This window comes from Enhydrobacter sp., from assembly GCA_025808875.1.
Classification (GTDB): domain Bacteria; phylum Pseudomonadota; class Alphaproteobacteria; order Reyranellales; family Reyranellaceae; genus Reyranella.
The window spans coordinates 3,857,257-3,880,815 of sequence record CP075528.1; the positions used below are offsets into that span (position 1 = coordinate 3,857,257).

At 64.4% G+C, this 23,559-nt stretch carries 16 protein-coding genes, 2 tRNA genes and 2 rRNA genes; 3 read left to right on the forward strand and 17 right to left on the reverse strand.

Annotated elements, in window-relative coordinates; translation table 11 throughout:
- Nucleotides 1-54: 54 nt before the first annotated feature.
- The 4 genes from KIT25_19100 to KIT25_19115 all read right to left on the reverse strand — a co-directional run bounded on the left by KIT25_19100 (nucleotide 55) and on the right by KIT25_19115 (nucleotide 4,879).
- Nucleotides 55-2,784: ribosomal RNA gene (locus KIT25_19100) — 23S ribosomal RNA — on the reverse strand.
- Between the two features lie 204 nt (nucleotides 2,785-2,988).
- A tRNA-Ala gene (locus tag KIT25_19105) sits at nucleotides 2,989-3,064 on the reverse strand.
- Nucleotides 3,065-3,162: 98 nt separating this feature from the next.
- Nucleotides 3,163-3,239 (reverse strand) — tRNA-Ile (locus tag KIT25_19110).
- 151 nt (nucleotides 3,240-3,390) lie between these two features.
- Nucleotides 3,391-4,879, reverse strand: a 16S ribosomal RNA gene (locus KIT25_19115).
- Together the 16S and 23S rRNA genes with 2 tRNA genes alongside form the textbook arrangement of a ribosomal RNA operon.
- A gap of 507 nt (nucleotides 4,880-5,386) precedes the next feature.
- Between KIT25_19115 and KIT25_19120 the strand changes: the two genes are divergently transcribed.
- Entirely contained in the window at nucleotides 5,387-6,856 is a 1,470-nt protein-coding gene (locus KIT25_19120; GenBank protein UYN94130.1) for a peptidoglycan DD-metalloendopeptidase family protein, read from the forward strand.
- Here the strand turns inward: KIT25_19120 and clpB are convergent, their stop codons facing one another.
- From clpB to KIT25_19165, 9 genes are all read right to left on the reverse strand, one after another.
- On the reverse strand, nucleotides 6,857-9,463 hold the full coding sequence (gene clpB, locus KIT25_19125; GenBank protein ID UYN94131.1) for an ATP-dependent chaperone ClpB: 2,607 nt from the start codon (nucleotides 9,461-9,463) through the stop codon (nucleotides 6,857-6,859).
- 392 nt (nucleotides 9,464-9,855) lie between these two features.
- Nucleotides 9,856-10,434 carry a DUF4167 domain-containing protein gene (locus tag KIT25_19130; GenBank protein ID UYN94132.1) on the reverse strand — a complete coding sequence of 193 codons (579 nt, stop codon included), beginning with the start codon at nucleotides 10,432-10,434 and terminating at the stop codon, nucleotides 9,856-9,858.
- A 167-nt stretch (nucleotides 10,435-10,601) separates the two neighbouring features.
- A complete protein-coding gene (prmC, locus tag KIT25_19135; protein ID UYN97990.1) occupies nucleotides 10,602-11,444 on the reverse strand; it encodes a peptide chain release factor N(5)-glutamine methyltransferase in 843 nt (280 codons plus the stop codon).
- Nucleotides 11,445-11,461: 17 nt separating this feature from the next.
- Nucleotides 11,462-12,526, reverse strand: coding sequence for a peptide chain release factor 1 (prfA, locus tag KIT25_19140; protein ID UYN94133.1), 1,065 nt, complete (start codon nucleotides 12,524-12,526; stop codon nucleotides 11,462-11,464).
- 3 nt (nucleotides 12,527-12,529) lie between these two features.
- Nucleotides 12,530-13,771, reverse strand: coding sequence for a histidine--tRNA ligase (hisS, locus tag KIT25_19145; protein ID UYN94134.1), 1,242 nt, complete (start codon nucleotides 13,769-13,771; stop codon nucleotides 12,530-12,532).
- 48 nt (nucleotides 13,772-13,819) lie between these two features.
- Nucleotides 13,820-14,956: a flavodoxin-dependent (E)-4-hydroxy-3-methylbut-2-enyl-diphosphate synthase gene (ispG, locus tag KIT25_19150; protein UYN94135.1), complete on the reverse strand. Its 1,137-nt coding sequence runs from the start codon at nucleotides 14,954-14,956 to the stop codon at nucleotides 13,820-13,822.
- 32 nt (nucleotides 14,957-14,988) lie between these two features.
- Nucleotides 14,989-15,999 (reverse strand): helix-turn-helix domain-containing protein, encoded by a 1,011-nt coding sequence (locus tag KIT25_19155; GenBank protein ID UYN94136.1) that lies wholly within the window; start codon nucleotides 15,997-15,999, stop codon nucleotides 14,989-14,991.
- A 73-nt stretch (nucleotides 16,000-16,072) separates the two neighbouring features.
- The gene (gene ptsP / locus KIT25_19160) at nucleotides 16,073-18,337 is read right to left on the reverse strand and encodes a phosphoenolpyruvate--protein phosphotransferase (protein ID UYN94137.1); all 2,265 of its coding nucleotides are present in this window, start codon (nucleotides 18,335-18,337) and stop codon (nucleotides 16,073-16,075) included.
- Nucleotides 18,338-18,534: 197 nt separating this feature from the next.
- The gene (locus tag KIT25_19165) at nucleotides 18,535-19,782 is read right to left on the reverse strand and encodes an aspartate kinase (protein ID UYN94138.1); all 1,248 of its coding nucleotides are present in this window, start codon (nucleotides 19,780-19,782) and stop codon (nucleotides 18,535-18,537) included.
- 58 nt (nucleotides 19,783-19,840) lie between these two features.
- Here KIT25_19165 and ubiG point away from each other — a divergent pair, with 58 nt between their 5' ends.
- A complete protein-coding gene (gene ubiG, locus KIT25_19170; GenBank protein UYN94139.1) occupies nucleotides 19,841-20,590 on the forward strand; it encodes a bifunctional 2-polyprenyl-6-hydroxyphenol methylase/3-demethylubiquinol 3-O-methyltransferase UbiG in 750 nt (249 codons plus the stop codon).
- On the opposite strand, the gene KIT25_19175 is transcribed toward ubiG, so the two are convergent.
- Complete coding sequence (locus KIT25_19175) at nucleotides 20,587-21,069, reverse strand: DUF1178 family protein (protein ID UYN94140.1); 483 nt, start codon at nucleotides 21,067-21,069, stop codon at nucleotides 20,587-20,589. The two genes, ubiG and KIT25_19175, sit on opposite strands and share 4 nt — an antisense overlap.
- A 73-nt stretch (nucleotides 21,070-21,142) precedes the next feature.
- On the opposite strand from KIT25_19175, the gene KIT25_19180 reads away from it, so the two are divergent.
- Complete coding sequence (locus KIT25_19180; GenBank protein ID UYN97991.1) at nucleotides 21,143-21,652, forward strand: class I SAM-dependent methyltransferase; 510 nt, start codon at nucleotides 21,143-21,145, stop codon at nucleotides 21,650-21,652.
- Here KIT25_19180 and KIT25_19185 read toward each other — a convergent pair whose 3' ends face one another.
- From KIT25_19185 to KIT25_19195, 3 genes are read right to left on the reverse strand one after another with little or no spacing between them, the layout of a single operon-like run.
- Nucleotides 21,653-22,522: a carbon-nitrogen hydrolase family protein gene (locus KIT25_19185; protein UYN94141.1), complete on the reverse strand. Its 870-nt coding sequence runs from the start codon at nucleotides 22,520-22,522 to the stop codon at nucleotides 21,653-21,655.
- Nucleotides 22,523-22,532: 10 nt separating this feature from the next.
- The gene (gene grxC, locus KIT25_19190) at nucleotides 22,533-22,793 is read right to left on the reverse strand and encodes a glutaredoxin 3 (protein UYN94142.1); all 261 of its coding nucleotides are present in this window, start codon (nucleotides 22,791-22,793) and stop codon (nucleotides 22,533-22,535) included.
- Nucleotides 22,794-22,812: 19 nt separating this feature from the next.
- The gene (locus tag KIT25_19195; protein ID UYN97992.1) at nucleotides 22,813-23,553 is read right to left on the reverse strand and encodes a ComF family protein; all 741 of its coding nucleotides are present in this window, start codon (nucleotides 23,551-23,553) and stop codon (nucleotides 22,813-22,815) included.
- Nucleotides 23,554-23,559 lie beyond the last annotated feature (6 nt).

Below are 23,559 nucleotides of genomic sequence, written 5' to 3' on the forward strand. Positions count from 1 at the left end.
GAAAGTCCGTGGCACAAGGCGTGCGGCGGATGTCGACCGCTGCACGGAACGCATGAAATCAAGCCGATCGAGCTATTAGTACCGCTAAGCTGAATGCATCACTGCACTTGCACATGCGGCCTATCAACGTGGTGGTCTACCACGACTCTCAGCGAGACCTAGTTTTGAGGCGGGTTTCACGCTTAGATGCTTTCAGCGTTTATCCCTTCAGTACATAGCTACCCGGCGCTGCGACTGGCGTCACAACCGGTACACCAGAGGTACGTCCATCCCGGTCCTCTCGTACTAAGGACGGCTCCTCTCAAGTCTCGAACACCCACAGCAGATAGGGACCAAACTGTCTCACGACGTTTTGAACCCAACTCACGTACCACTTTAATCGGCGAACAGCCGAACCCTTGGGACCTGCTCCAGCCCCAGGATGTGATGAGTCGACATCGAGGTGCCAAACACCACCGTCGCTGTGGACGCTTGGGTGGTATCAGCCTGTTATCCCCGGCGTACCTTTTATCCGTTGAGCGATGGCCCACTCACGCGGAACCACCGGATCACTATGGCCGACTTTCGTCCCTGCTCGACTTGTCAGTCTCGCAGTCAGGCGGGCTTGTGCCATTGCACTCAGCAGCCGATTTCCGACCGGCCTGAGCCCACCATCGCGCGCCTCCGTTACTCTTTGGGAGGCGACCGCCCCAGTCAAACTACCCACCATGCAGGGTCCCGGATCGGGATGACCGACCTCGGTTAGACATCAAAGATCAAAAGGGCGGTATTTCAAGGTTGCCTCCACCCGAGCTGGCGCCCGGGATTCAAAGGCTCCCGCCTATCCTACACATCCAATCTCTAATGCCACTGCAAAGTTGTAGTAAAGGTGCACGGGGTCTTTCCGTCTAACTGCGGGTACCCCGCATCTTCACGGGGAATTCAATTTCGCCGAGCCTGTGTTGGAGACAGCGGGGAAGTCGTTACGCCATTCGTGCAGGTCGGAACTTACCCGACAAGGAATTTCGCTACCTTAGGACCGTTATAGTTACGGCCGCCGTTTACCGGGGCTTCGATTCAAGGCGTGAACCTCTCCTCTTAACCTTCCGGCACCGGGCAGGCGTCAGACCCTATACTTCGCCTCACGGCTTAGCAGAGCCCTGTGTTTTTGTTAAACAGTCGCCACCCCCTGGTCTGTGCCCCTCTGTCGAGACCGACAGAGGCCCCCTTATCCCGAAGTTACGGGGGTAAATTGCCTAGTTCCTTCAACACAGTTCCCTCAAGCGCCTTGGTATACTCTACCAGTCCACCTGTGTCGGTTTAGGGTACGGTCTATACGCTGGAGTTATTTCCTGGAACCCTTGGGCCGCCCGAGCATTCGCCAACGAGCTCGAGCCACTTTTCGGATCCGTCACTTCCAGCAGGCCCACGAATATTGACGTGGTTCCCATCGGCTACGGCTGTCGCCCTCACCTTAGGGGCCGGCTAACCCTGCGCGGATTGACCTTGCGCAGGAACCCTTGGACTTACGGCGGAAGCGTCTCTCACGCTTCTTATCGCTACTCATGTCAGCATTCTCACTTCCGATACCTCCAGGAGCTCTCACGAGTCTCCCTTCACAGGCTTACGGAACGCTCCGCTACCACTCTTTCGAGTCCGCAGCTTCGGTGCATGGCTTGAGCCCCGGTACATCTTCGGCGCAGGCTGGCTTGTTTAGACCAGTGAGCTATTACGCTTTCTTTAAAGGATGGCTGCTTCTAAGCCAACCTCCTGGTTGTTTTGGCCTTCCCACATCCTTTCCCACTTAGCCATGACTTGGGGACCTTAGCTGGCGGTCTGGGCTGTTTCCCTCTCGACGACGGACCTTAGCACCCGCCGTCTGTCTGCCGTGCTGTACTCATCGGTATTCGGAGTTTGGTTAGGTTTGGTAAGACTTTGGATCCCCCTAGCCCATCCAGTGCTCTACCCCCGATGGCAATCACACGACGCACTACCTAAATAGTTTTCGCGGAGAACCAGCTATTTCCGAGTTTGGTTGGCCTTTCACCCCTAATCACAGGTCATCCGATACCTTTGCAACGGTAACCGGTTCGGTCCTCCAGCGCGCGTTACCACGCCTTCAACCTGCCCATGACTAGATCACCCGGTTTCGGGTCTACTCCGTGCAACTGGTCGCCCTATTCAGACTCGCTTTCGCTGCGCCTACACCTATCGGCTTAAGCTTGCTGCACAGAGTAAGTCGCTGACCCATTATACAAAAGGTACGCCGTCAGGCTTGCGCCCTCCGACTGTTTGTAGGCGTTCGGTTTCAGGTCTTTTTCACTCCCCTTGTCGGGGTGCTTTTCACCTTTCCCTCACGGTACTTGTTCACTATCGGTCACTGAGGAGTACTTAGGCTTGGAGGGTGATCCCCCCGTGTTCAGGCAGGATTGCACGTGTCCCGCCCTACTCGAGGATACGACCGCTTTCTACCCGTACGGGGCTATCACCCGCTATGGCCACTCTTTCCAGAGTGTTCCGGTTCTTACGATCGTATCACTGGCCTGGTCCGCGTTCGCTCGCCACTACTAGCGGAGTCTCTGTTGATGTCCTTTCCTCCAGGTACTGAGATGTTTCAGTTCCCTGGGTTCGCTTCGTCGACCTATGGATTCAGTCGACGATCATCCTGATGGATGGGGTTTCCCCATTCGGAAATCTTCGGATCAAAGTGTGCTGGCAACTCCCCGAAGCTTATCGCAGCCTGCCACGTCCTTCATCGCCTCTCAGTGCCAAGGCATCCGCCAAACGCCCTTCTTGCGCTTGATTTCACATGTCAGCGAATGACGATCTTGCGATCGCCACTCGGCTCGTTCCGTGCAGGGGACGACCCCCACACGCAAACAGCCTTGTTACCCTTCCAAAGCCACGTTGAGCGCGACTCTGGAGATCTAGACTTTCAGACCTCTTCCGATGAACGATGTCAAAGAACGAACTCGACGCCGTGCGGCGCCGCGTGTTCCGTGCAGATGATGGTGGAGGCAGACGGGATCGAACCGACGACCTCCTGCTTGCAAAGCAGGCGCTCTCCCAACTGAGCTATGCCCCCGTTCGTTCGAGCCCACTTCAGAGCATTGGGGTCGCGAGATCCTCTTCGTCGCCGGCGCGAACCGGCCGTTCCCCGAGGGTCGAGCCGATCGCGCGAAGTGGTGGGCCAGGGAGGATTTGAACCTCCGACCTCACGCTTATCAAGCGCGCGCTCTAACCAACTGAGCTACTAGCCCGTGTCCGGGCAGACGAAGCGACAGGGCGGTTGCCCTGTCTCGCCAGAAACCATCATCAGGAAAGGGATGCGTCGACGGCGGCGGTCCAGCTTGAGAAACCGGACTTCGATTTTGTGTAAGTACGATCGGAATTGCTTCCGATCATCCTTAGAAAGGAGGTGATCCAGCCGCAGGTTCCCCTACGGCTACCTTGTTACGACTTCGCCCCAGTCATTGATCCTACCGTGGCCGGCTGCCTCCTTGCGGTTAGCGCACCGTCTTCGGGTAGAACCAACTCCCATGGCGTGACGGGCGGTGTGTACAAGGCCCGGGAACGTATTCACCGAGGCATGCTGATCCTCGATTACTAGCGATTCCAACTTCATGCACTCGAGTTGCAGAGTGCAATCCGAACTGAGACGGCTTTTTAGGATCGGCTCCGGCTCGCGCCATCGCGTCCCATTGTCACCGCCATTGTAGCACGTGTGTAGCCCAGCCCGTAAGGGCCATGAGGACTTGACGTCATCCCCACCTTCCTCCGGCTTGTCACCGGCAGTTTCTCCAAAGTGCCCAGCATAACCTGATGGCAACTGGAGACGAGGGTTGCGCTCGTTGCGGGACTTAACCCAACATCTCACGACACGAGCTGACGACAGCCATGCAGCACCTGTGCGGACTCCGGCCGAACCGAAGGGACCGTCTCTGGTCCCGGCGAGTCCCATGTCAAGGGCTGGTAAGGTTCTGCGCGTTGCGTCGAATTGAACCACATGCTCCACCGCTTGTGCGGGCCCCCGTCAATTCCTTTGAGTTTCAACCTTGCGGCCGTACTCCCCAGGCGGGGTGCTTAACGCGTTAGCTGCGACACTGACGAGCAAGCTCGCCAACGTCTAGCACCCATCGTTTACGGCGTGGACTACCAGGGTATCTAATCCTGTTTGCTCCCCACGCTTTCGCGTCTTAGCGTCAGAAACCGTCCAGATAGCCGCCTTCGCCACTGGTGTTCTTCCCAATCTCTACGTATTTCACCACTACACTGGGAATTCCACTATCCTCTCCGGTCCTCTAGTCATCCAGTATCGAGTGCATTTCTTGAGTTGAGCTCAAGGCTTTCACACCCGACTTGGACAACCGCCTACACGCGCTTTACGCCCAGTAATTCCGAACAACGCTAGCCCCCTTCGTCTTACCGCGGCTGCTGGCACGAAGTTAGCCGGGGCTTATTCTGCGGGTACCGTCATCATCGTCCCCGCCAAAAGAGCTTTACAACCCGAAGGCCTTCATCACTCACGCGGCATGGCTGGATCAGGGTTGCCCCCATTGTCCAATATTCCCCACTGCTGCCTCCCGTAGGAGTCTGGGCCGTGTCTCAGTCCCAGTGTGGCTGATCGTCCTCTCAGACCAGCTACCGATCGTCGCCTTGGTGAGCCATTACCTCACCAACTAGCTAATCGGACGCGGACTCATCTTCTGGCGATAAATCTTTATCCCGTAGGAACCATTCGGTATTAGCCCCAGTTTCCCGGGGTTATTCCGAACCAGAAGGCAGATATCCACGCGTTACTCACCCGTGCGCCACTCGTGTATTGCTACACGCGTTCGACTTGCATGTGTTAAGCCTGCCGCCAGCGTTCGTTCTGAGCCAGGATCAAACTCTCAAGTTTAACGTGTCTCCCGCCCCCTCATCAGAGAAGGGGAGACTTTGAGATCCCGTCACTAGATTACTGCCCGACTCGAAAGTCGGACTTCGAACTAGCGACGACGAAAACGCCCATGCCGAAGCACTGACGTTCGCCGCCGCCGGCGTATCCCTTTCCAAACAAACGATGCATAGAACACACGACCCGGAGGTCGGGACCCTTCGACAGACGAGGCAACCACTTGGGTCACAGAACCCTTCGCCGCTAGTACGCGCGACGTTTTGGTTACGCCCCGTTCGCCGTGGGAGCCGCGCTTATATGGGGGGGCTTTTGGGGTGTCAAACGCAAAATTGCAAATGTGCTGAGGGGGTTTAAGCATTCGCCGGAAGCTCATCAAACTATTGTATTCTTGTGCATTCCCGGCGTTTCCGGCATCAATATATAGCGCTCGGCCGTTGGGGACAGAACTGTGCACCGCGGCCCTCCGAAACCGAGGTCCGGCATCAACGGACTCGCAATAGGTCAAGGGTCATGACGGACTCCCCTCCTCCGTCGGGCCGGTCGGAAAGCCGCAGAAGCAACGCTTCCGCGCTCATCGGGCCGATCCTGTTCGCCATCGGCGTCGCCGGCCTTGCGGCAGACGTGCTCGTCCTCGCCCACGAACCGGCTCCGCCGATCGAGGTCTCGGCAACGCCGCCGGCGAACGTCGTGCTGGCCGATCCGGAGCCACCACCGCCCATCACGCCCGCCGACGTCGCCTCGTCCTTCAAGGGCTTCCAGTTGAGCCCGCCAGCCGACGACCAGGAACAGCCGACCGAGGCCAAGCCGCCGACCGACCGCTACGACCTCACGCTGCGGCTCGAGCGCGGGGATACGGTCGAGAAGCTGCTGGCCGACATCGAAGTGGTCGAAGCCGATCGCAAGAACATCGCAGCAAAGCTCAATGAGCTGCTCAAGAAGCGAAGGCTTCCGGTCGGCCAGGAGATCAACCTCCTGATCCAGAATGTCGCCGAGCAACCGGACGTGCTGCGCGTGCTGTCGATGTCGGTCCGACCGCAACCGGAACGCGAATACATCGTGACGCGACGGAACGACGGCGGCTACGACGGCGAGGCCAAGGTCTACAAGGTGAGCCCGCGCATCGTGCGCGTCGAGACGACCCGCCAGGGCTCCCTGCAGCAAAGTGGCGTCAGGGCCGGAGCGCCGTCGGCGGCAATGGTCGAGTTCATCCGCGCGCTCGCCTACGATGTCGACTTCCAGCGCGAACTCAAGGAGGGCCAGAAGTTCTCCGTGCTCCTCGAGCAGCTCGTGACCAGCGATGGCCGCGTAACGCATCCCGGCCGCCTGCTGGCCGGCGAGCTGCACCTGCTGAAGCGCACCGTAACTGTGATCCGCTTCAGGCCGCAAGGTGGCGCCGAGGGCTTCTTCAATCCACAAGGCGAGAGCGTGGTACGATCGTTCCTGCGCACGCCGATGGATGTCTCCAAGGTCACGTCGCGCTTCGGCGTGCGCGAGCATCCCATTCTCGGCTTCAGTGCAATGCACGCCGGCGTCGACTTCGCCGCGCCGACCGGCACGCCGATCCTCGCGGCAGGCGCAGGCAAGGTCGTGGCGGCGGGTCCCAACGGCGGCTACGGCCTCTACGTGAAGCTGCAGCACACCAACGACGTCGCCACGGCCTACGCCCACATGTCGCGGCTAGGTCCAGGCATCAAGCCCGGTATCTCCGTGCGCCAAGGCCAGGTGATCGGCTTCGTCGGCTCGACGGGAATGTCGACCGGTCCGCACTTGCACTACGAGTTCCATCGCGGCGGCAAGCAAGTCAATCCGCTGACCCAGAAGTTTGCAATGCGCGCCACCGTCGGTGGCAAGGACCTGGCGACCTTCCAGAAACTGTCGCGCCAATACCTAGCTCAGCTCAAGAACGCGCCCGCCGTCGCCGACTCCGCGCCTGCGAAGCCGAAGCAGGCTCCGCCTTCGCAGGTCGCCCGCAGCGACTAGCTAGTCGGCGGCCTCGCTCAGCACGCGCTCGCCGGCGACCGTGAGCTCGCCGTTCTCGATGCCGATCTCGACGGTTTCGCCGTCGGCGACGCGGCCTTCGAGCAGCAGCGTCGCCAGCGGATTCTGCAGGCTGCGCTGAATCACGCGCTTGAGCGGACGGGCGCCGTAGACCGGATCGTAGCCGCGGTTCGCGAGCCATTGCAGCGCCTTGGCGTCGAACTTCAGCTCGATCTTGCGATCGGCCAGCAGCTTGTGCAGCCGGTTGAGCTGGATCTCGACGATGTCGGTCATGTTGGCGCGGCTCAGTCGGCTGAACAGCAGGACCTCGTCGAGCCGGTTGAGGAACTCAGGCCGGAAGGCGCGGCGAACCTCCTCCATCACGGCTTCGCGCACCGACTCGGCCGGCTCGCCGTCGCGCAGCGCGGCGAGATGCGAGCTGCCGAGGTTGGACGTAAGCACGATCAGCGTGTTCTTGAAGTCGACGGTGCGGCCCTGACCGTCGGTCAGACGACCGTCGTCCAGAACCTGCAACAGGACGTTGAACACGTCGGGGTGTGCCTTCTCGACCTCGTCGAACAGAATCACCTGGTAAGGTCGGCGACGCACCGCCTCGGTGAGCACGCCACCCTCGTCGTAGCCGACATAGCCCGGAGGCGCGCCGATCAGCCGGCTAACGGCGTGCTTCTCCATGAACTCGCTCATGTCGATGCGCACCATCGCCTGGTCGTCGTCGAACAGGAACTCGGCGATCGCCTTGGTGAGCTCGGTCTTGCCGACGCCGGTCGGGCCCAGGAACAGGAACGAGCCGATCGGCCGGTTCGGATCCTGCAGGCCGGCTCGGGCGCGGCGCACGGCGTTGGCGACGGCGCGCACGGCCTCGTCCTGGCCGATCACGCGCTTGCCGATCTGCTCTTCCATGCGAAGCAGCTTGGCGCGCTCGCCCTCCAGCATCTTGTCGACCGGCACGCCGGTCCAGCGCGACACGACGGCCGCGATGTCCTCGGGCGTGACCTCTTCCTTGACGCCCTTGCCGCCGGCGACGTCCTGCCCTTCGGCGGCCTTGAGCCTCTTCTCGAGGTCGGGGATGACGCCGTAGGCGAGCTCGCCGGCCCGCGCCAACTCGCCCTTGCGCTGGGCGACGTCGAGTTCGGAGCGCGCCTTGTCGAGCTGCTCCTTCAGCTTCTGAGCATCGGACAGCTTGTCCTTGGCCGACTTCCACTGCGCGGTGAGCGCGGCCGACTTCTGCTCGAGATCGGAGAGCTCCTTCTCGAGGCGCTCGAGCCGGTCGCGCGAGGCCTGGTCGGTCTCCTTCTTCAGCGCCTCGCGCTCGATCTTGAGCATGATGATGCGCCGGTCGAACTCGTCGAGCTCCTCGGGCTTGCTGTCGACCTGCATGCGGATGCGGCTCGCCGCCTCGTCCATCAGGTCTATCGCCTTGTCCGGAAGGAACCGGTCGGTGATGTAGCGGTTCGACAGCGTGGCGGCGGCGACGATCGCGCCGTCGGCGATGCGCACGCCATGGTGCAGCTCGTACTTCTCCTTGAGTCCGCGCAAGATCGAGATCGTGTCCTCGACCGTCGGCTCGGCGACGAACACCGGCTGGAAGCGGCGCGCCAGGGCGGCGTCTTTCTCGATGTGCTTGCGGTACTCGTCAAGTGTAGTGGCGCCGACGCAATGCAGCTCGCCGCGCGCTAGCGCGGGCTTCAGCATGTTGGAGGCATCCATGGCGCCATCGGCCTTGCCGGCACCGATCAGCGTATGGAGCTCGTCGATAAAGACGACAATGTCGCCTTCCGCGGCGGCAATCTCCGACAGCACGGCCTTCAGCCGTTCCTCGAATTCGCCGCGATACTTGGCGCCGGCGACCATTGCTCCGAGATCGAGTGCCATGAGCTTCTTGCCCTTGAGCGACTCGGGCACGTCGTCGTTTACGATGCGCAGCGCCAAGCCCTCGGCGATCGCCGTCTTGCCGACGCCGGGCTCGCCGATCAGCACGGGGTTGTTCTTGGTGCGGCGGCTCAGCACCTGGATGGCGCGCCGGATTTCCTCGTCGCGGCCGATCACGGGATCGAGCTTGCCGTCGCGCGCCGACTGCGTCAGATCGCGCGCGTACTTCTTCAGCGCGTCGTAGCCGCTCTCAGCCGACGCGGTGTCGGCCTTGCGGCCCTTGCGCAATTCCTGGATCGCCTTCTCGAGCGCCTGGGGCTTGACGCCACCCTTGGCGAGCGCGTCGGCGGCCTCGGTGCCCTTGGCGAGCGCGAGCGCCATCAGCATGCGTTCCACGGTCACGAACGAATCGCCCGCCTTCTCGGCGACTGCCTCGGCCTGGTCGAACAGGCGGGCGGTCTCCGGCGCCATGTAGATCTGACCGGCGCCCTGGCCCTCGATCTTGGGTTGCTTGGCGAGCGTGGCTTCGATAGCACGGTGCACAGCGCGCGAATCGCCGCCGGCGGTGGCGATGAGGTTGGCCGCCAGTCCCTCCGGGTCGTCCAGCAGCACCTTCAGAACGTGATCGGGAACAAGTCGCTGGTGGCCTTCTCGCAACGCCAGCATCTGGGCGCTTTGCAGGAAGCCCCGCATGCGCTCCGTGTACTTCTCTTGATTCATCACTCGACCCTTTCCATCGCGCCCCCGGCAAGCGGCAGGCGAAAGAGCGGACCCCTATCCGGGCATCCTGCGTCCGATATGGGATGGAAGACGCGGCGTGCAAGACCGGAAGGGTGTTGAGGCTTTTCACTTCAACTATGCCAGGGCAGCTTTCGTCCGGACACGATCCAGATCAAAGACGGGGGCGTTTCACGTCCGGCGGCCTCGATCAGATCGAGCCATCCGACAAGACGACCACGCTTCTGCCGCCGATGCGATCGATGCGCGCCGGAGACGCGCGAGGACTGCGAGGGATTGATGCCCCGCCCCAAGAGCAAAGGAATCGTGCGACAAGGCGATCGCCTCATCACATATCGTCGGCCTGCTTTCTTCGCGCCGACGTCGATCGAACTCTAGGTGCCGCGCCGGCCGGCCGTCGGGGTAAACTCCGGGACTTCGGGTTGGTCGTCGACCGCGGGATCCGGATTGGCCGAGGAGCCGCGTCCATTCTGCAGGAAAGCGACGCCGCCCAGACCGGGCTCGCTGTCGCCATTGCCCTCTGGCTGGCCAGTCGGGCGATCGCCTTGGCCATGACCGTTGGCGCCGGCTTGACCCTGGTTGGGCTGCCCCGGCTGCTGCGCCTGCTGGCCTTCCTCGCCGCCGCCTTCGCCCCAACCCTGGTTATTGCGCTGGCTGAAGCCGCCCATGGTCTGGATGACGCGATAGTAGTGATCGGCGTACTGCCAATAGGCCTCCGCCTGGATCCGATCGCCCGACGCCGCCGCTTCCCGTGCAAGCGCCTGGTATTTGTCGAACACCTGATGGGCATTGCCGCGCACACGCACATCCGGACCGCTGCTGTCGAAAATCTGATTTCGATTCGGCGGACGATTGGGATTGTGAGTGTGATGCTGCTTGTGATGCCCGTGGCCGCCACCGCCGCCGCCACCACCGCGGCCGCCGCGCGACCGCTGACGATTGTTTGGTCTCATTAACCTAAGGCCAGTTACACGCCGGACGGGTGTAGATTCTTGGCTCCCCCTGCCCTTCCCGGGCGCCGTCGCGGCTCAAAAACGGAGGGATGGTTGCCCGCAGAACCGGGCCGTGCCCTCCAAGGGGCAAGCGGAACGTAGTCGCAATCCCCTTCATTGCCAACCCCTTAATGCTTGGCAACGACGATTCGATCGATCCCCGAGAGGTCCTTCCGGGAAGGCAACGCGTGGAATCCGGCGGCCGACAAAAGACTTTGAATTACAACGGCTTGCCCCTGTCCTGCCTCGAGCAGGGCCAGCCCTCCAGCTGTGACCAATCGGGGGGCCACCCCGGCGATCGAGCGATAGGCGCCTAGGCCGTCGGCGCCGCCGTCGACGGCCAGCCGAGGCTCGAAGCACGCCACCTCGGGCATCAGTCTCGCGATGGCCGCGCTCTCTATGTAAGGCGGGTTGGACACGAGCAGGTCGACGGGCCCCCCGAGTGCGCCGTGCCAGCCGCGCTCCCGCCAGTCGGCCTGCACCAGCCGCACCCTGTCGGCGACCCCTAGGTTCGACGCATTGGCGCGCGCAACCGCGAGCGCCTCGGGCGAGGCGTCGACACCGACGCCGGTCGACTGCGGAAACTCGCGAAGCAACGTCAGCAGCAGGCAGCCCGATCCGACCCCCAGATCGAGGATCCGCAGCGGTCGATGTCGCTCGGGCAGCAGGGCGAGCGCCGCCTCAACCAGCGTCTCGCTCTCGGGCCGCGGCACCAGCACCGCTGGCGACACCTTGAATGTCAGGCCCCAGAATTCGCGCTCACCCAAGATGTAGGCCAGCGGTTCGCGCTGGACGCGCCGTGCGGTGAGCGCACGCAGATCGGCGACAACCTGCGCCGGCGCCGGCTCGTGCCCTCTCGAAATCAGCTGTTCGATCGTCAGCCCCGCCGCCTTCGACACCAGCAGCCGCGCTTCCAGACGAACGTTGTCGATGCCCGCCGCCGTCAGCGCGACGGCCGCATCGCGCAACAGCGCGTCGAAGGACGTGCTCAGGCCGCGATCTCCGCCAGGCGCGATGCCTCGTCATCGGCGATCAGCGCATCGACGATCTGGTCGAGCGCGCGCCCCTCCATCACCTCGGCGAGATTGTAGAGCGTGAGGTTGATGCGATGGTCGGTCACCCGGCTCTGGGGGAAATTGTAGGTGCGGATGCGTTCGCTGCGATCGCCGCTGCCAACCTGGCCCCTGCGGGTCGCCGCGCGCTCGGCATCGAGGCGCTGGCGCTCGGCGTCGTAGAGGCGGGCGCGCAGGATCTTCATCGCTTTGGCCCGGTTCTTGTGCTGACTCTTCTCGTCCTGCTGGCTGACGACGACGCCAGTGGGAATGTGGGTGATGCGCACCGCCGAATCAGTGGTGTTGACCGACTGCCCGCCCGGCCCGGAGGCGCGAAAGACGTCAATGCGCAGGTCCTTCTCGTCGACCTTGATGTCGACGTCCTCGGCCTCCGGCAGCACGGCCACGGTCGCCGCTGAGGTGTGGATGCGGCCCGACGCTTCAGTCGCCGGCACGCGCTGCACGCGATGCACACCCGATTCGAACTTGAGCCGAGCGAACACGCCGCGGCCGGAGATGGTGGCGATCGCTTCCTTGTAGCCACCGATGCCGGTATCGGAGAGCTCCATGACTTCGAACTTCCACCGATGCTCGGCGGCATAGCGCTGATACATGCGGAACAGGTCGGCGGCGAACAGTGCGGCCTCCTCGCCTCCCGTGCCGGCGCGGATTTCGAGGATGGCGTTCCTCTCGTCCGCCGCGTCCTTGGGCAGGAGCATGAGCTTAACGGTCCGCTCGAGCTCGGGAAGCCGCTTCCTCAACTCGGCCGCCTCCTCTTCCGCGATCGCCTTCATCTCGGGATCGGCAGCGAGGGCCTCCGTGTCCTTGAGGTCCTGCTCGGCCTTGCGCCAGGCGTTCACCGCGTCGACCAGTGGACCGAGTTCGGCATACTCCTTGGAGGCAGAGACGAACTTCTGCGAATCGAGTGCACCACCCGACAGCGCGGCCTGAAGTTCGGCATGCCGGGCAACGACCTGATCGAGCTTTTGCAGAAGTGACACGGGTCAACCCTTCAACGCCTCGACAAGCGCGTCGAAAGCAACTTCCCGCTGTTCCCCGCTGTCGAGATCCTTGAGCTGCGCCACGCCCCCGGCGAGTTCGTGGTCGCCGATGATCAGCGCGGCCCGCGCGTTGATCTTGTTGGCCCGCTGCATGCGCCGCTTCATGTTGCCGCGATAGTCCTGCTCGACCGCAATGCCGGCGCGCCTCAGAGCGCGCGCGATCGCGAGCGCCCTGGCCTCGGCCGCCCCACCAAGCGGCGCCATGACCACCGGGCGCGGCAACGCCTTCGGCTCGTTGCACAGCATCACGAGCCGCTCAATGCCGCCTGCCCAACCGATGCCGGCGGTCGGCGGCCCGCCGATCCCCGCGATCAGGCCATCGTAGCGACCACCGCCGATGACCGTGCCCTGGGCGCCGAGATGCGTGGTCACGAACTCGAAGGCGGTGTGCGTGTAGTAGTCGAGGCCGCGGACGAGGCCGGGGTCGACCTCGAAGGAGATGCCCGCGGCGGCGAGCCCGTCCTGCACGTGCCTGAAGAAGTCGCGGCTGGTCTGGTTGAGGTGATCGGCAAGGGACGGCGCGCCGGCGTTGATCGCCTTGTCGCCCTCGTCCTTGCTGTCGAGGATGCGCAGCGGATTGCGCTGCAGCCGGTCACGCGAGTCCTGCGAGAGCTTCGCCGTGTGCGCCGAGTAGTAGTCGACCAGCACCTTGCGGTAGGTGGCTCGGCTTTCGGGGTCGCCGAGCGAATTGACCTTGAGCACGCAGCGCCCGAGGATGTCGAGTCGCTCGAGGATGTCGGCAGCGACCGAGATCACCTCGACGTCGCATCCCGGTTCGGGTGCGCCCAGTACCTCGATGTCGATCTGGTGGAACTGCCGTTGCCGGCCCTTCTGCGGGCGCTCGTAGCGGAACATCGGCCCCGCCGCAAAGACCTTGAGCGGCAGCTGCTGGGCCAGCTCGCCGTTGGAGACGAAGGCGCGGCAGATGCCGGCGGTGTACTCGGGGCGCAGCGTGAGCGATTCGTTCCCGCGATCCTGGAACGTGTACATCTCCTTGGAGACCACGTCGGTCGTCTCGCCGATGCCGCGCGCGAAAAGCTCGGTGAACTCGAAGATCGGCGTCGCCATCTCGCGGTAGCCGTAAAGCCGCGCCACGTCGCGCGCCGTGTCGACGACGTGCGCGAAGCGCCGGAATTCGTCGGGGAGGATGTCGTGCGTGCCACGCACGGGTTGAAGCTTGCTCACGGGAATTTGCCTTATGAGATCGTTGTCGGAAGGATGGTGATCGGGCCGCTACTCCGCGGCGACCCGATGTCGATCTGCTTCCGCGGCTTTCGCCGACTCGATCTCGGCAGCCTTCTTCTCGATCAATCCCGCGAGGTGCTCGACGATGTCGGCGTCCTTGAGCCTATGATGCGGCACGCCGGCGACATAGACCTGGTGCGTGCCGTTGCCGCCGCCGGTGAAGCCGATGTCGGTTTCGCGCGCTTCGCCCGGTCCGTTGACCACGCAGCCGATCACCGACACCGTCATGGGCGTGGTGATGTGGGCAACGCGCTTCTCGAGTGCCTCGACGGTGCGGATGACGTCGTATTGCTGCCGCGCGCAGGATGGGCAGGAGACGATGTTGACGCCGCGGTACCGGAGGTTGAGCGCCTTCAGGAGCTCGAAGCCGACACGGACCTCTTCTTCCGGTTCGGCCGACAGCGAGACGCGGATCGTATCGCCGATGCCGGCCCACAGCAGAGACCCCAGCCCGATCGACGACTTCACCGTCCCCGTCCGCAACGCGCCGGCCTCGGTCACCCCGATATGCAGCGGATAGTCGCAGGCATCCGCCAGCTGCTGGTAGGCCGCGACCGCGAGGAACACGTCGGACGCCTTCACGCTGATCTTGAACTCGTGGAAATCGTGATCCTGCAGGATGCGTGCATGGTCGAGCGCGCTCTCGACCATCGCCTCCGGGCACGGCTCGCCGTACTTCTCCAGCAGATCCTTCTCGAGCGACCCCGCATTCACGCCGATGCGCATGGAGCAGCCATGGTCGCGCGCAGCCTTCACCACCTCGCGCACGCGATCGGCGCTGCCGATGTTGCCGGGGTTGATGCGCAGGCAGGCCACCCCCGCCTTGGCCGCCTCGATGGCCCGGCGATAGTGGAAGTGGATGTCGGCGACGATCGGCACCCGGCTCGCCTTGACGATCGCCGGCAGCGCGGCGGTCGCTTCCTCGTCCGGGCAAGAGACGCGGATGATGTCGACGCCCACCTCCTCGCATCGCCGAATCTGGGCGATGGTGGACGCGGCGTCGGCCGTCGGCGTATTGGTCATGGTCTGGACCGTGATGGGTGCATCGCCGCCCACGGGAACCTGGCCAACCATGACCTTCCGCGACTTGCGGCGCACGATGTCGCGATAGGGCCTGATGCTCATGCCCCTAATCTAAGCCTATTGATGCGGGGGAACTAGCGGGCGTCGATGACGCGGTAGGCGATTCCCGCCGGCACGACGTAACTTTCGCCCGCCCGGACATAGGTCATGGCGAGAATGTCGCCGTTGGGCGCCCTCAGCTCGACCCAGCTATTCGTGCGCACCAGCACCGGCGTATCGCTGCGTGTCGGCAGGCTCACGGCAGGAGGCGTCGGTTCCGCGGGAGTAGGCTGGGTCTCCGGCGCCGGCACGGCACGCGCCTGCTGAGGTTCTGGCGCCGGCTGCGCGGCTTGGGCTTGCCCGATACCGGGCGCGGTCATGACGACGGGCGGCGGTGAAGCGGGAACCGCGACGACGATCGGCGGCACGACCGGAGCAGGAGCAGGCGTGGGAGGATGCGGCGGCGCCTGCGGCGATGCAACGGCACTCGACTCCTCCTGCGAACCGCGCACAGGCGAGGTCCCGGGCCAAGTATACGCCGGCGACACCGACTGCGGTTGCCGCACTCCCTTCACCTCCGACTTCGCGTCGGGCACGACGATCGAAGTTTGCTCGGTAGGTGCAGGAGCGGGCTGCGATGCCAGCAAGCGATCGGGAACCGGTGGCACCTTCTCGGCGACCACGGTCTGTTGCCTCGGCAGGTAGTGCCACACCGCGTAACCCGCGGCGACGACCAACAGGACGGTGAGAACGGCCAATCCGACGGGCGCCCGTCGTTCGACGATCGGGAAATCCGCCGGCAAGGCGACCGGCCGCTTGATCGGCACGGCGCCGGACAGATGGTAGGCCGTCAGAACCTTCTCGGGATCGAGGTCGAGATGCGCGGCATATGCGCGAAGGAAGGCCGGAATGTAGGCCGCGCCGGGGAGCAGGTCGAACCGGCCTTGCTCGATCGCCTCGATGTGCTGATGACGAATGCGCAGTCGGCGCTCGACGTCGGCAACGCCGAGGCCTTTCGCCTCACGCTGGTCGCGCAACAGTCGACCAACCGCACGGCCTGGTGTGGCCTCGCGCTCGACCGATCGCCAATCAACCTGATCTGGCATCCAAATTGTCCCCTCGCAGGGATGTTTTAGCAGAGGCCCTATGGCAGGGCAAAAACGATTCGATCCGGATCGCTCAGATTTCGATGGCGTGGTCGGCGGCGAACAAGCGCAGCGTCTCGCGCAATGGCTGGTCCGGTCGAGACAGAGCCGCTGTCATGAACCCGGTCACTTCGGCGAGATCGAGAGAACGGATCATGGCCTTCACCGGACCGATCGAACCGGGAGCCATCGAAAGGTTTCGTACACCCACCGCGAGCAGGGCCAGTGCGTCGACGGGCCGCCCGGCCATCTCCCCGCACACTGCCAAGTCCACTCCGGCGGGCCTCGTCCTCTCGACCACAAAATGTAGTAGCCGGAGCAACGCCGGCGACAAGCTGTCGTAGCGGCCGGACAATCGGCTGTTGCCCCGGTCGGCGGCAAAGAGGAACTGCAGCAGATCGTTCGTCCCGACCGATATGAAGTCGATGTGAGGCAACAGGCCGTCGAGTTGCCACGCCAGAGCGGGCACCTCGAACATAACGCCAATACGCAGGCGCTCGGGCAGCGCCTGCCCGCGCCTCTTCGCTCGTCCGAGTTCGAGTTCGAGCAATCCACGCGCGGCACGCAACTCGGCAACCTCTGAGATCATCGGGAACATTACCGACAACGGCCGTCCGTTCGCGCCTTGCACGAGCGCGCGCAGTTGCCGGCGCAACATCGCCGGACGATCGAGGCCAATGCGGATGGCTCGCCAACCCATGGCCGGGTTGTCGTCGCCGAAGGCGCCGACATAGGGCAACACCTTGTCGCCACCGACATCGAGCGTTCGGAAGGTCACCGGCCGGCCGTCGGCGAGGTCGAGCACGCGACTATAGAGCCATGCCTGGGCGTCGACGTCGGGAAACTCGGAACGCACCATGAACGGTATCTCGGTGCGGTAGAGGCCGATGCCGTCGGCTCCCGTCTCCTCGAGATGCTGCATGTCGATCAGCAGGCCGGCGTTCATGTGCAGGCCGATGCGCGCCTGGTCACGCGTCGCCGATGGCAGTTCGCGCAGCGCGGTATACTTGCGACGACGCTCCACGCGCGCCGCTATCGCAGCGTGGATCGACTGCACGACCTCCTCTGAGGGACGGACGAGAACCTGCGCGTTGTCGCCGTCGACCACCATAGGATCTCCGGGTTCGACGCGCGACAGCACGTCGGGCGCGCGGCCGACGACGGGGATGTCGAGGGCGCGCGCCACGATGGCGACGTGGCTCATCGCCGAACCTTCTTCCAGTACGAGGCCACGCAGACGCGTGCGATCGTAGTCGAGCAGTTCGGCGGGCCCCATGTCGCGCGCGACTACGACCATGTCTTCGGGCAATGAGCTGGGATCGGCGGTGGTTCGCCCGGTTAGGCGCAGCAGCAGGCGATTGGCCAGGTCCTGCAGGTCGCTCAGGCGCTCGCGAATGTAGGGATCGGTCGACTGGCCCAAGCGCCCACGCACGTCGTCGAACGCGCGCTGCACCCCCGCCTCCGCAGTGAGGCCGCCGTCGACGGCCTCGCGCACGCGTTCCATCCAGCCGCGGTCGTCGATGAACATGCGGAAGGTCTCGAGAATCTCGCGGTGTTCGCCCGACTGCATGTCGTGCGCGTCGAGCATGCGGTCGACGTCGTCACGAACCGCGCCCAACGCCTCCTGGAATCGTGCGTGCTCCTGCGCGACATCCTCGGCGACGACTTTCTGGATGACGATGCGCGGCTCGTGCAGGACGGCGCGGCCGATGGCAACGCCTGGCGTAAGCTGCACACCGTCGATGCGCAGCGGCAGCAGCCCGAGTCCATCGACCTGCTCGACCTCGTTGGGGCTGACGAAGTGGCCGGCCGCGACCATCTCCGCCAGCACCATGGCGATGGTTTGCAGCGTCTCGATCTCCTCCTCGTCGTACTGGCGGCGAGTGCGGTTCTGCACCACCAGCACGCCGAGGACGCGGCCGGAACGAACGATCGGTACGCCGGCCAGCGAGTGATAGATCTCCTCGCCAGTCTCCGGACGGTACGCGAATTGCGGATGGCTCTGTGCATCGTCGAGCGCGAGCGCGCGACCGTGGGCGGCGATATCGCCGACCAGGCCCTCGCCCACCCTCAGCCTCGTGCGGTGAACGGCGGTCGGGTTGAGGCCCTGGGTGGCGAACAGCTCCAGTACCTCGCCGGCACGCAGCAGGTAGATGGAGCAGACTTCCGCCACCATTTCGTTGGCGACCAAGCGCACAACCTCGCCCAGCGTTTCCTCCGCCTCGCCGACACGCGCCATCGTGTCCCGGAGCCGCTTGAGGAGCATTCGCGGTCCGGCCAGAGGAGTTGCTCTCTCCATGGTCAGACCGCGGGATACTTGAGTCGGATGACGACGAAGCTGCGGTCGATGGCGCAGGCGCAGACGCGCCATGCCGTCATGGCATGGAGGTGTCGGGTGAAGTCCGGGGCGGACGGCGCGCGCATGGTCCGCTTATAGCAAGAGGTGCGCCGAACTGCCTACCTGCTAAATGGGATCGTCAGACCCACCCCGGGCGATCAGGCTGCGTCCAGTTCATAGGCAGTGTGCAGCGCGCGAACCGCCAGCTCGGTATACTCAGCGGCCACTAGCACGCTCACTTTGATCTCCGACGTGGAGATCACCTGGATGTTTATTCCCTTGCCTGCCAGGGTCTCGAACATTTTGAGCGCCACACCTGCGTGGCTGCGCATGCCAACGCCGATCACCGAGATCTTGGCGACGTTGGTGTCGGATTTGATCTCGGCGAACTTCAGCTCGGCCTGGGCCTGTTCCAGCCGCTGCACTGCGCGCGCGAGGTCGGCACGCGGCACGGTGAACGTGATGTCAGTCGAGCTGCCGTCGAGCGACACATTTTGCACGATCATGTCGACGTTGATGTTGGCTTCGGCGAGCGGACCGAAGATCGCCGCCGCGACGCCAGGCCGATCGGCCACGCGCGTGACCGTGATCTTGGCCTCATCCTTGGAGAAGGCGATGCCGCTCACGACGGATTTCTCGAGTCCCTGAGCCATGATCTCATCCTCATCCACGACCATCGTGCCGGGCAGGTCGCTGCCGAGGGCCTCGTCGAACGACGACAGCACCTGCACACGTACGTGATGGTTCATTGCCAATTCAACCGAGCGGGTTTGCAGGACCTTGGAGCCCTGCGATGCCATCTCGAGCATTTCCTCGTAGGTGACCTGGTCGATCTTGCGCGCCTTCTCGACGATCCGCGGATCCGTCGTGTAGACGCCGTCGACGTCGGTGTAGATGTCGCAGCGGTCGGCCTTGAGCGCCGCCGCGAGCGCCACCGCTGAGGTGTCCGAGCCGCCGCGCCCCAGCGTGGTGATGCGGCCGTTCGGCGCCACACCCTGGAAACCCGGCACGATCGGCACCTCACCGGCGGCCATGGTTTCGGCCATGGCCTCGGTGTCGATTTCGACGATGCGCGCCTTGCCGTGGCTTGCGTCGGTGCGGATCGGGATCTGCCAGGAGACCCAGGAGCGCGACTTGACACCTTCCTGCTGCAGGGCGAGCGCCAGCAGGCCGATCGTCACCTGTTCGCCAGTGGCGACGACCACGTCGTACTCGCCGGCATCGTGCAGCGGCGCGATGTCGTTGACCCACTTGACCAGCTGGTTCGTGGCCCCCGACATCGCCGACACGACCACGGCGACCTGGTTGCCGTAGTCGACCTCGGCCTTGACCTTGCGCGCGACGTTCTTGATGCGATCGATGTCGCCGACCGAGGTTCCGCCGAATTTGAGAACAATGCGCGCCATGGACCTGCTCGAAAGCGGGGTATAGACACCGTTCGAACCATTGGGGTCAAGGCCGGCCATGACCGAAATCGCTGCCACCACCGTCGACCCGGCGGAAGTCGAACGCTTCGCGCGCATCGCCGACGAATGGTGGGATCCCCAGGGCAAGTTCGCCCCATTGCATCGGCTCAATCCGATGCGCATCGGCTATGTCCGCGACCACGCGGCCACGCATTGGGGACGCGATCCCCTGGCCGCGATCCCCCTGCGGGACCTGTCGCTGCTCGATATCGGTTGCGGCGGCGGCTTGCTGTGCGAGCCGATGGCGCGGCTGGGAGCCGTCGTCACCGGGGTGGATGCCGCCGCCCGCAACGTCGCGGTCGCGCGGCTGCATGCCGAGAAGCAGGAACTGCCGATCGACTATCGCCAGGGAAGCGCGGAAGCCATCGCCGCCGATGGACGGCGGTACGACATCGTCCTCGCCCTCGAGATCGTCGAGCATGTGGCGGATGTCGACTTGTTCCTTCAATCGTGCGCGCGCCTGGTCAAGCCGGGCGGCCTGCTGTTCCTCTCGACCCTCAACCGTACAGCCAAGGCTTGGGCGTTGGCGATCGTCGGCGCAGAGTATGTGCTCGGCTGGTTGCCGCGCGGAACGCACAACTGGCGGAAGTTCGTGAAACCGTCCGAAGCGGTGCGCGGGCTGGCAGCCGGCGGCATCGACGCTCGCGAGGTCGTGGGCGTGGTCTACAGTCCGCTCAACCGCGCCTGGTCGCTCAGCCGGACCGACCTTGACGTCAACTACATGCTGTATGGCGCGGCGCAACCTTAGTTGCCGCGCGGGATCCAAGGCAGGCGGCCGAACTCGATGCCCTCCTCGGCCAGTGCCTCGGCCTCCTCGTCCGAGGTTTGACCGTAGATGCCTCGCTTGTCGCTTTCGCCATAGTGAATCTTGCGCGCCTCTTCGGCGAAACGATTACCGACATGCTCGCAACTCTTCTCGACCTCGGCTTGCACCTTCAGCAGCGCCTCGCGCAGCTCCTTCGGTATCCTGCGCGTCAGCGCCGCCATCTGCTGCTGCTCGGGCGTCGGCGTGGGAGCGGGTACGGCGGCCGGCGCTTCCGCCTCGACGGCCGTCTTCGTCGGCCCCTTGCCAATGCGCGGCGCCATGATGGCGCGCTCCACCTTGGCAGTGCCGCATACCGGGCAGCCGATCAGGGAGCGCTTCTCCTGCCGTTCATAGGCCTTGCTGTCCTTGAACCAACTTTCGAATTCGTGGCCTTTGCGGCAGCGGAGTCGATAAAGGATCATCTGAAACAGGTACTTGTCTTGTCAGGTTGGCACTCGCGCCGGGTGAGTGCCAAGAGAATGGGGACTAAGTGTGGTGGACGCAAGTGGGTTTGCATCGCCCTGGATCGTGCGGTGGTCGGGCCTGATACCGCCGGGTGCGCCGGTGCTCGACGTCGCCGCAGGCGGCGGCCGCCATGCCCGCCATTTCGCGTCCCTGGGGCATCGCGTCACCGCGATCGATCGCGACACGACCGCACTCGTTGCCGGACCGAACCTCGAGATCGTCACCGCCGATCTGGAGGATGGCAGTGCCTGGCCGCTCGCGAACCGGCGCTTCGCCGCAGTGGTCGTCACCAACTATCTTCACCGTCCACTGATGCCGATGTTGCTCAACGCGGTCGAGCCGGGTGGAGCGCTGCTCTACGAGACCTTCATGGTGGGCAACGACCGGTTCGGAAAGCCGAGCCGGCCCGAGTTCCTGCTGAGGGACGGTGAGTTGCTGGAAGCGGTGCGCGGCCGCTTCTCGGTCGTCGCCTACGAGGCGCGCCTCGTCAGCACGCCGCGCATGGCCATGGTGCAGCGGATCGCGGCACGCCGCCTCTAGTCACTCGGCCGCCCTGGGCATCGCCGACTTGTGAATCACGGGCGGGGCGTACTTCCTGTCGTGTTGGAGCGACGGCACCATCCTGCGTGCCTCGGCGACCTTGGCGAGATCGATCTCGACGACCACGAAGCCCGCCTTCTCGCCGCCGGCGTCGACCAGCACCTCGCCCCACGGCGCCACAGCGATCGAATGGCCGTAGGTCTTGCGGTTCGAGCCCTTGTGCGTGCCGACCTGCGCCGGCGCGAAGACGAAGCAACCCGTCTCGATGGCACGCGCGCACATGAGCGCATGCCAATGCGCCTGGCCGGTCGGCACCGTGAACGACGAGGGAATCGACAGCATGACGGCACCGGCATGCGCCAGTTCGCGATAGAGATAAGGGAAGCGCAAATCATAGCAGATGGTCATGCCGAGCACGCCCCAAGGCGTCTCGGTGAGCACCGACCGTTCGCCCGGCCTGAACGTCGACGATTCTCGATAATTCTCGCCGCCGGCAAGCTGGACATCGAACATGTGGATCTTGTCGTAACTCGCGACGATGCCGCCCGCGCCGTCGATCAGGTAGGAGCGGTTGCGTATCTGCTCCTCGCCCGGCACGCGCACGTGGATGGAGCCGAGCAGGAACCACGCGCCGGTGTCGCGCGCGACCGCACGGCACGCCGCCAGCACGACGTGCGTATCCTCCGTCTGCGCCTTCTCCAGCGTCTCGGCGCGGTTGGCGCCGATCAGGCCGGTGTTCTCCGGCGTCATGATGAAATCGGCCCCCGCATCGCGAGCCAGGCGCGATTGCTCGCGCACGAAGGCCACGTTCTCGGCCATGTCGTTGCTGACGTTGGTCTGGATCAGGCCGGCGCGGAACGTGACGGACATGAGACGTGCCTCAGCCGGGTTGGGCCAGCAGGGCGTCGAGCTTGCCGGCCTGTTCGAGGGCGGCGAGTTCGTCCGAGCCGCCGATATGCTGGCCGTTGATGAAGATCTGGGGGACCGTCGTGCGCCTCGACCGCTCGCGCATCTCGCCACGCTTCCTGTCGTCCATCATCACGTCGGTCTCGTCGTAGGCCGCGCCCTTGCTCTCAAGCAGCGCCTTGGCGCGCGCGCAATAGCCGCAGAACGGGGTAGTGTAGATCTCGATCCTGGCCATCGAAAACTCCTTCACCCGACTATACCGCCGCCCTCACGACCCGCGCCAGCGTCAGGACATCGACGTGACGCGCGCCGCCGCGCCGCAGGACGCGCGCGCAGGCCTCCACCGTCGCGCCCGTCGTGAGCACGTCGTCGACCAGCAGAACGGTCTTGTCCTCCAGTTCGCCCGCCCAGTCCGGATGGATGTCGAAGGCGAGCCTGACATTGCGCCGCCTCTCCCTCGAATCCAGGCCGGCCTGCGATCCGGTCCAGCGGCGGCGGCGCAGCAGATCGGGCGCGAACCGGCGCCCGGTCTGTCGGGCCACGATGCCCGCCAGCAGGCCCGCCTGATTGTAGCGTCGCCACAGGAGCCGACGCCAATGAAGCGGCACCGGAACGACCAGGTCGGCGGCGGCGGCGAGCTGAGCACCCGCCTGCGCCATCCATCGCCCGCAGGCCTTAGCAAGGTCGGTGCGGTCGCCGTGCTTGAAGGGCAGGATGAGCCGGCGGCTGTCGTCGTCGTAGACGAGGGCGGCACGGGCGTGCCTGAAGGCGGGAGGACGGTTCAAGCATTCCGCGCACCACGCGTCGGGCCCAAGATCCTCCGCAAACGGCACACCGCATCGCGCACAATGCGGCGGTGCGACGAAAGCCAGCCCCGGCCAGCAGGCCGCACAGAGGGCGCCCGGTTCGGCGACGATTTCGCCGCACCGAAGGCACAAGGGCGGGAGAACGACGTCGACCAGACGACGTCCCGCCCGGGCACAGGCTTGGATCAACTCCAC

What these genes read in the sequence shown, in the direction of transcription:
- KIT25_19175 (UYN94140.1), bottom strand. Translation starts at nt 21,069, where the DNA reads ATGATCCTTTATCGACTCCGCTGCCGCAAAGGCCACGAATTCGAAAGT.
- ubiG (UYN94139.1), top strand. Translation starts at nt 19,841, where the DNA reads ATGACCGAAATCGCTGCCACCACCGTCGACCCGGCGGAAGTCGAACGC.
- grxC (UYN94142.1), bottom strand. Translation starts at nt 22,793, where the DNA reads ATGGCCAGGATCGAGATCTACACTACCCCGTTCTGCGGCTATTGCGCG.
- KIT25_19120 (UYN94130.1), top strand. Translation starts at nt 5,387, where the DNA reads ATGACGGACTCCCCTCCTCCGTCGGGCCGGTCGGAAAGCCGCAGAAGC.
- ptsP (UYN94137.1), bottom strand. Translation starts at nt 18,337, where the DNA reads ATGGAGAGAGCAACTCCTCTGGCCGGACCGCGAATGCTCCTCAAGCGG.
- ispG (UYN94135.1), bottom strand. Translation starts at nt 14,956, where the DNA reads ATGAGCATCAGGCCCTATCGCGACATCGTGCGCCGCAAGTCGCGGAAG.
- KIT25_19130 (UYN94132.1), bottom strand. Translation starts at nt 10,434, where the DNA reads ATGAGACCAAACAATCGTCAGCGGTCGCGCGGCGGCCGCGGTGGTGGC.
- clpB (UYN94131.1), bottom strand. Translation starts at nt 9,463, where the DNA reads ATGAATCAAGAGAAGTACACGGAGCGCATGCGGGGCTTCCTGCAAAGC.
- KIT25_19185 (UYN94141.1), bottom strand. Translation starts at nt 22,522, where the DNA reads ATGTCCGTCACGTTCCGCGCCGGCCTGATCCAGACCAACGTCAGCAAC.
- KIT25_19165 (UYN94138.1), bottom strand. Translation starts at nt 19,782, where the DNA reads ATGGCGCGCATTGTTCTCAAATTCGGCGGAACCTCGGTCGGCGACATC.
- KIT25_19155 (UYN94136.1), bottom strand. Translation starts at nt 15,999, where the DNA reads ATGCCAGATCAGGTTGATTGGCGATCGGTCGAGCGCGAGGCCACACCA.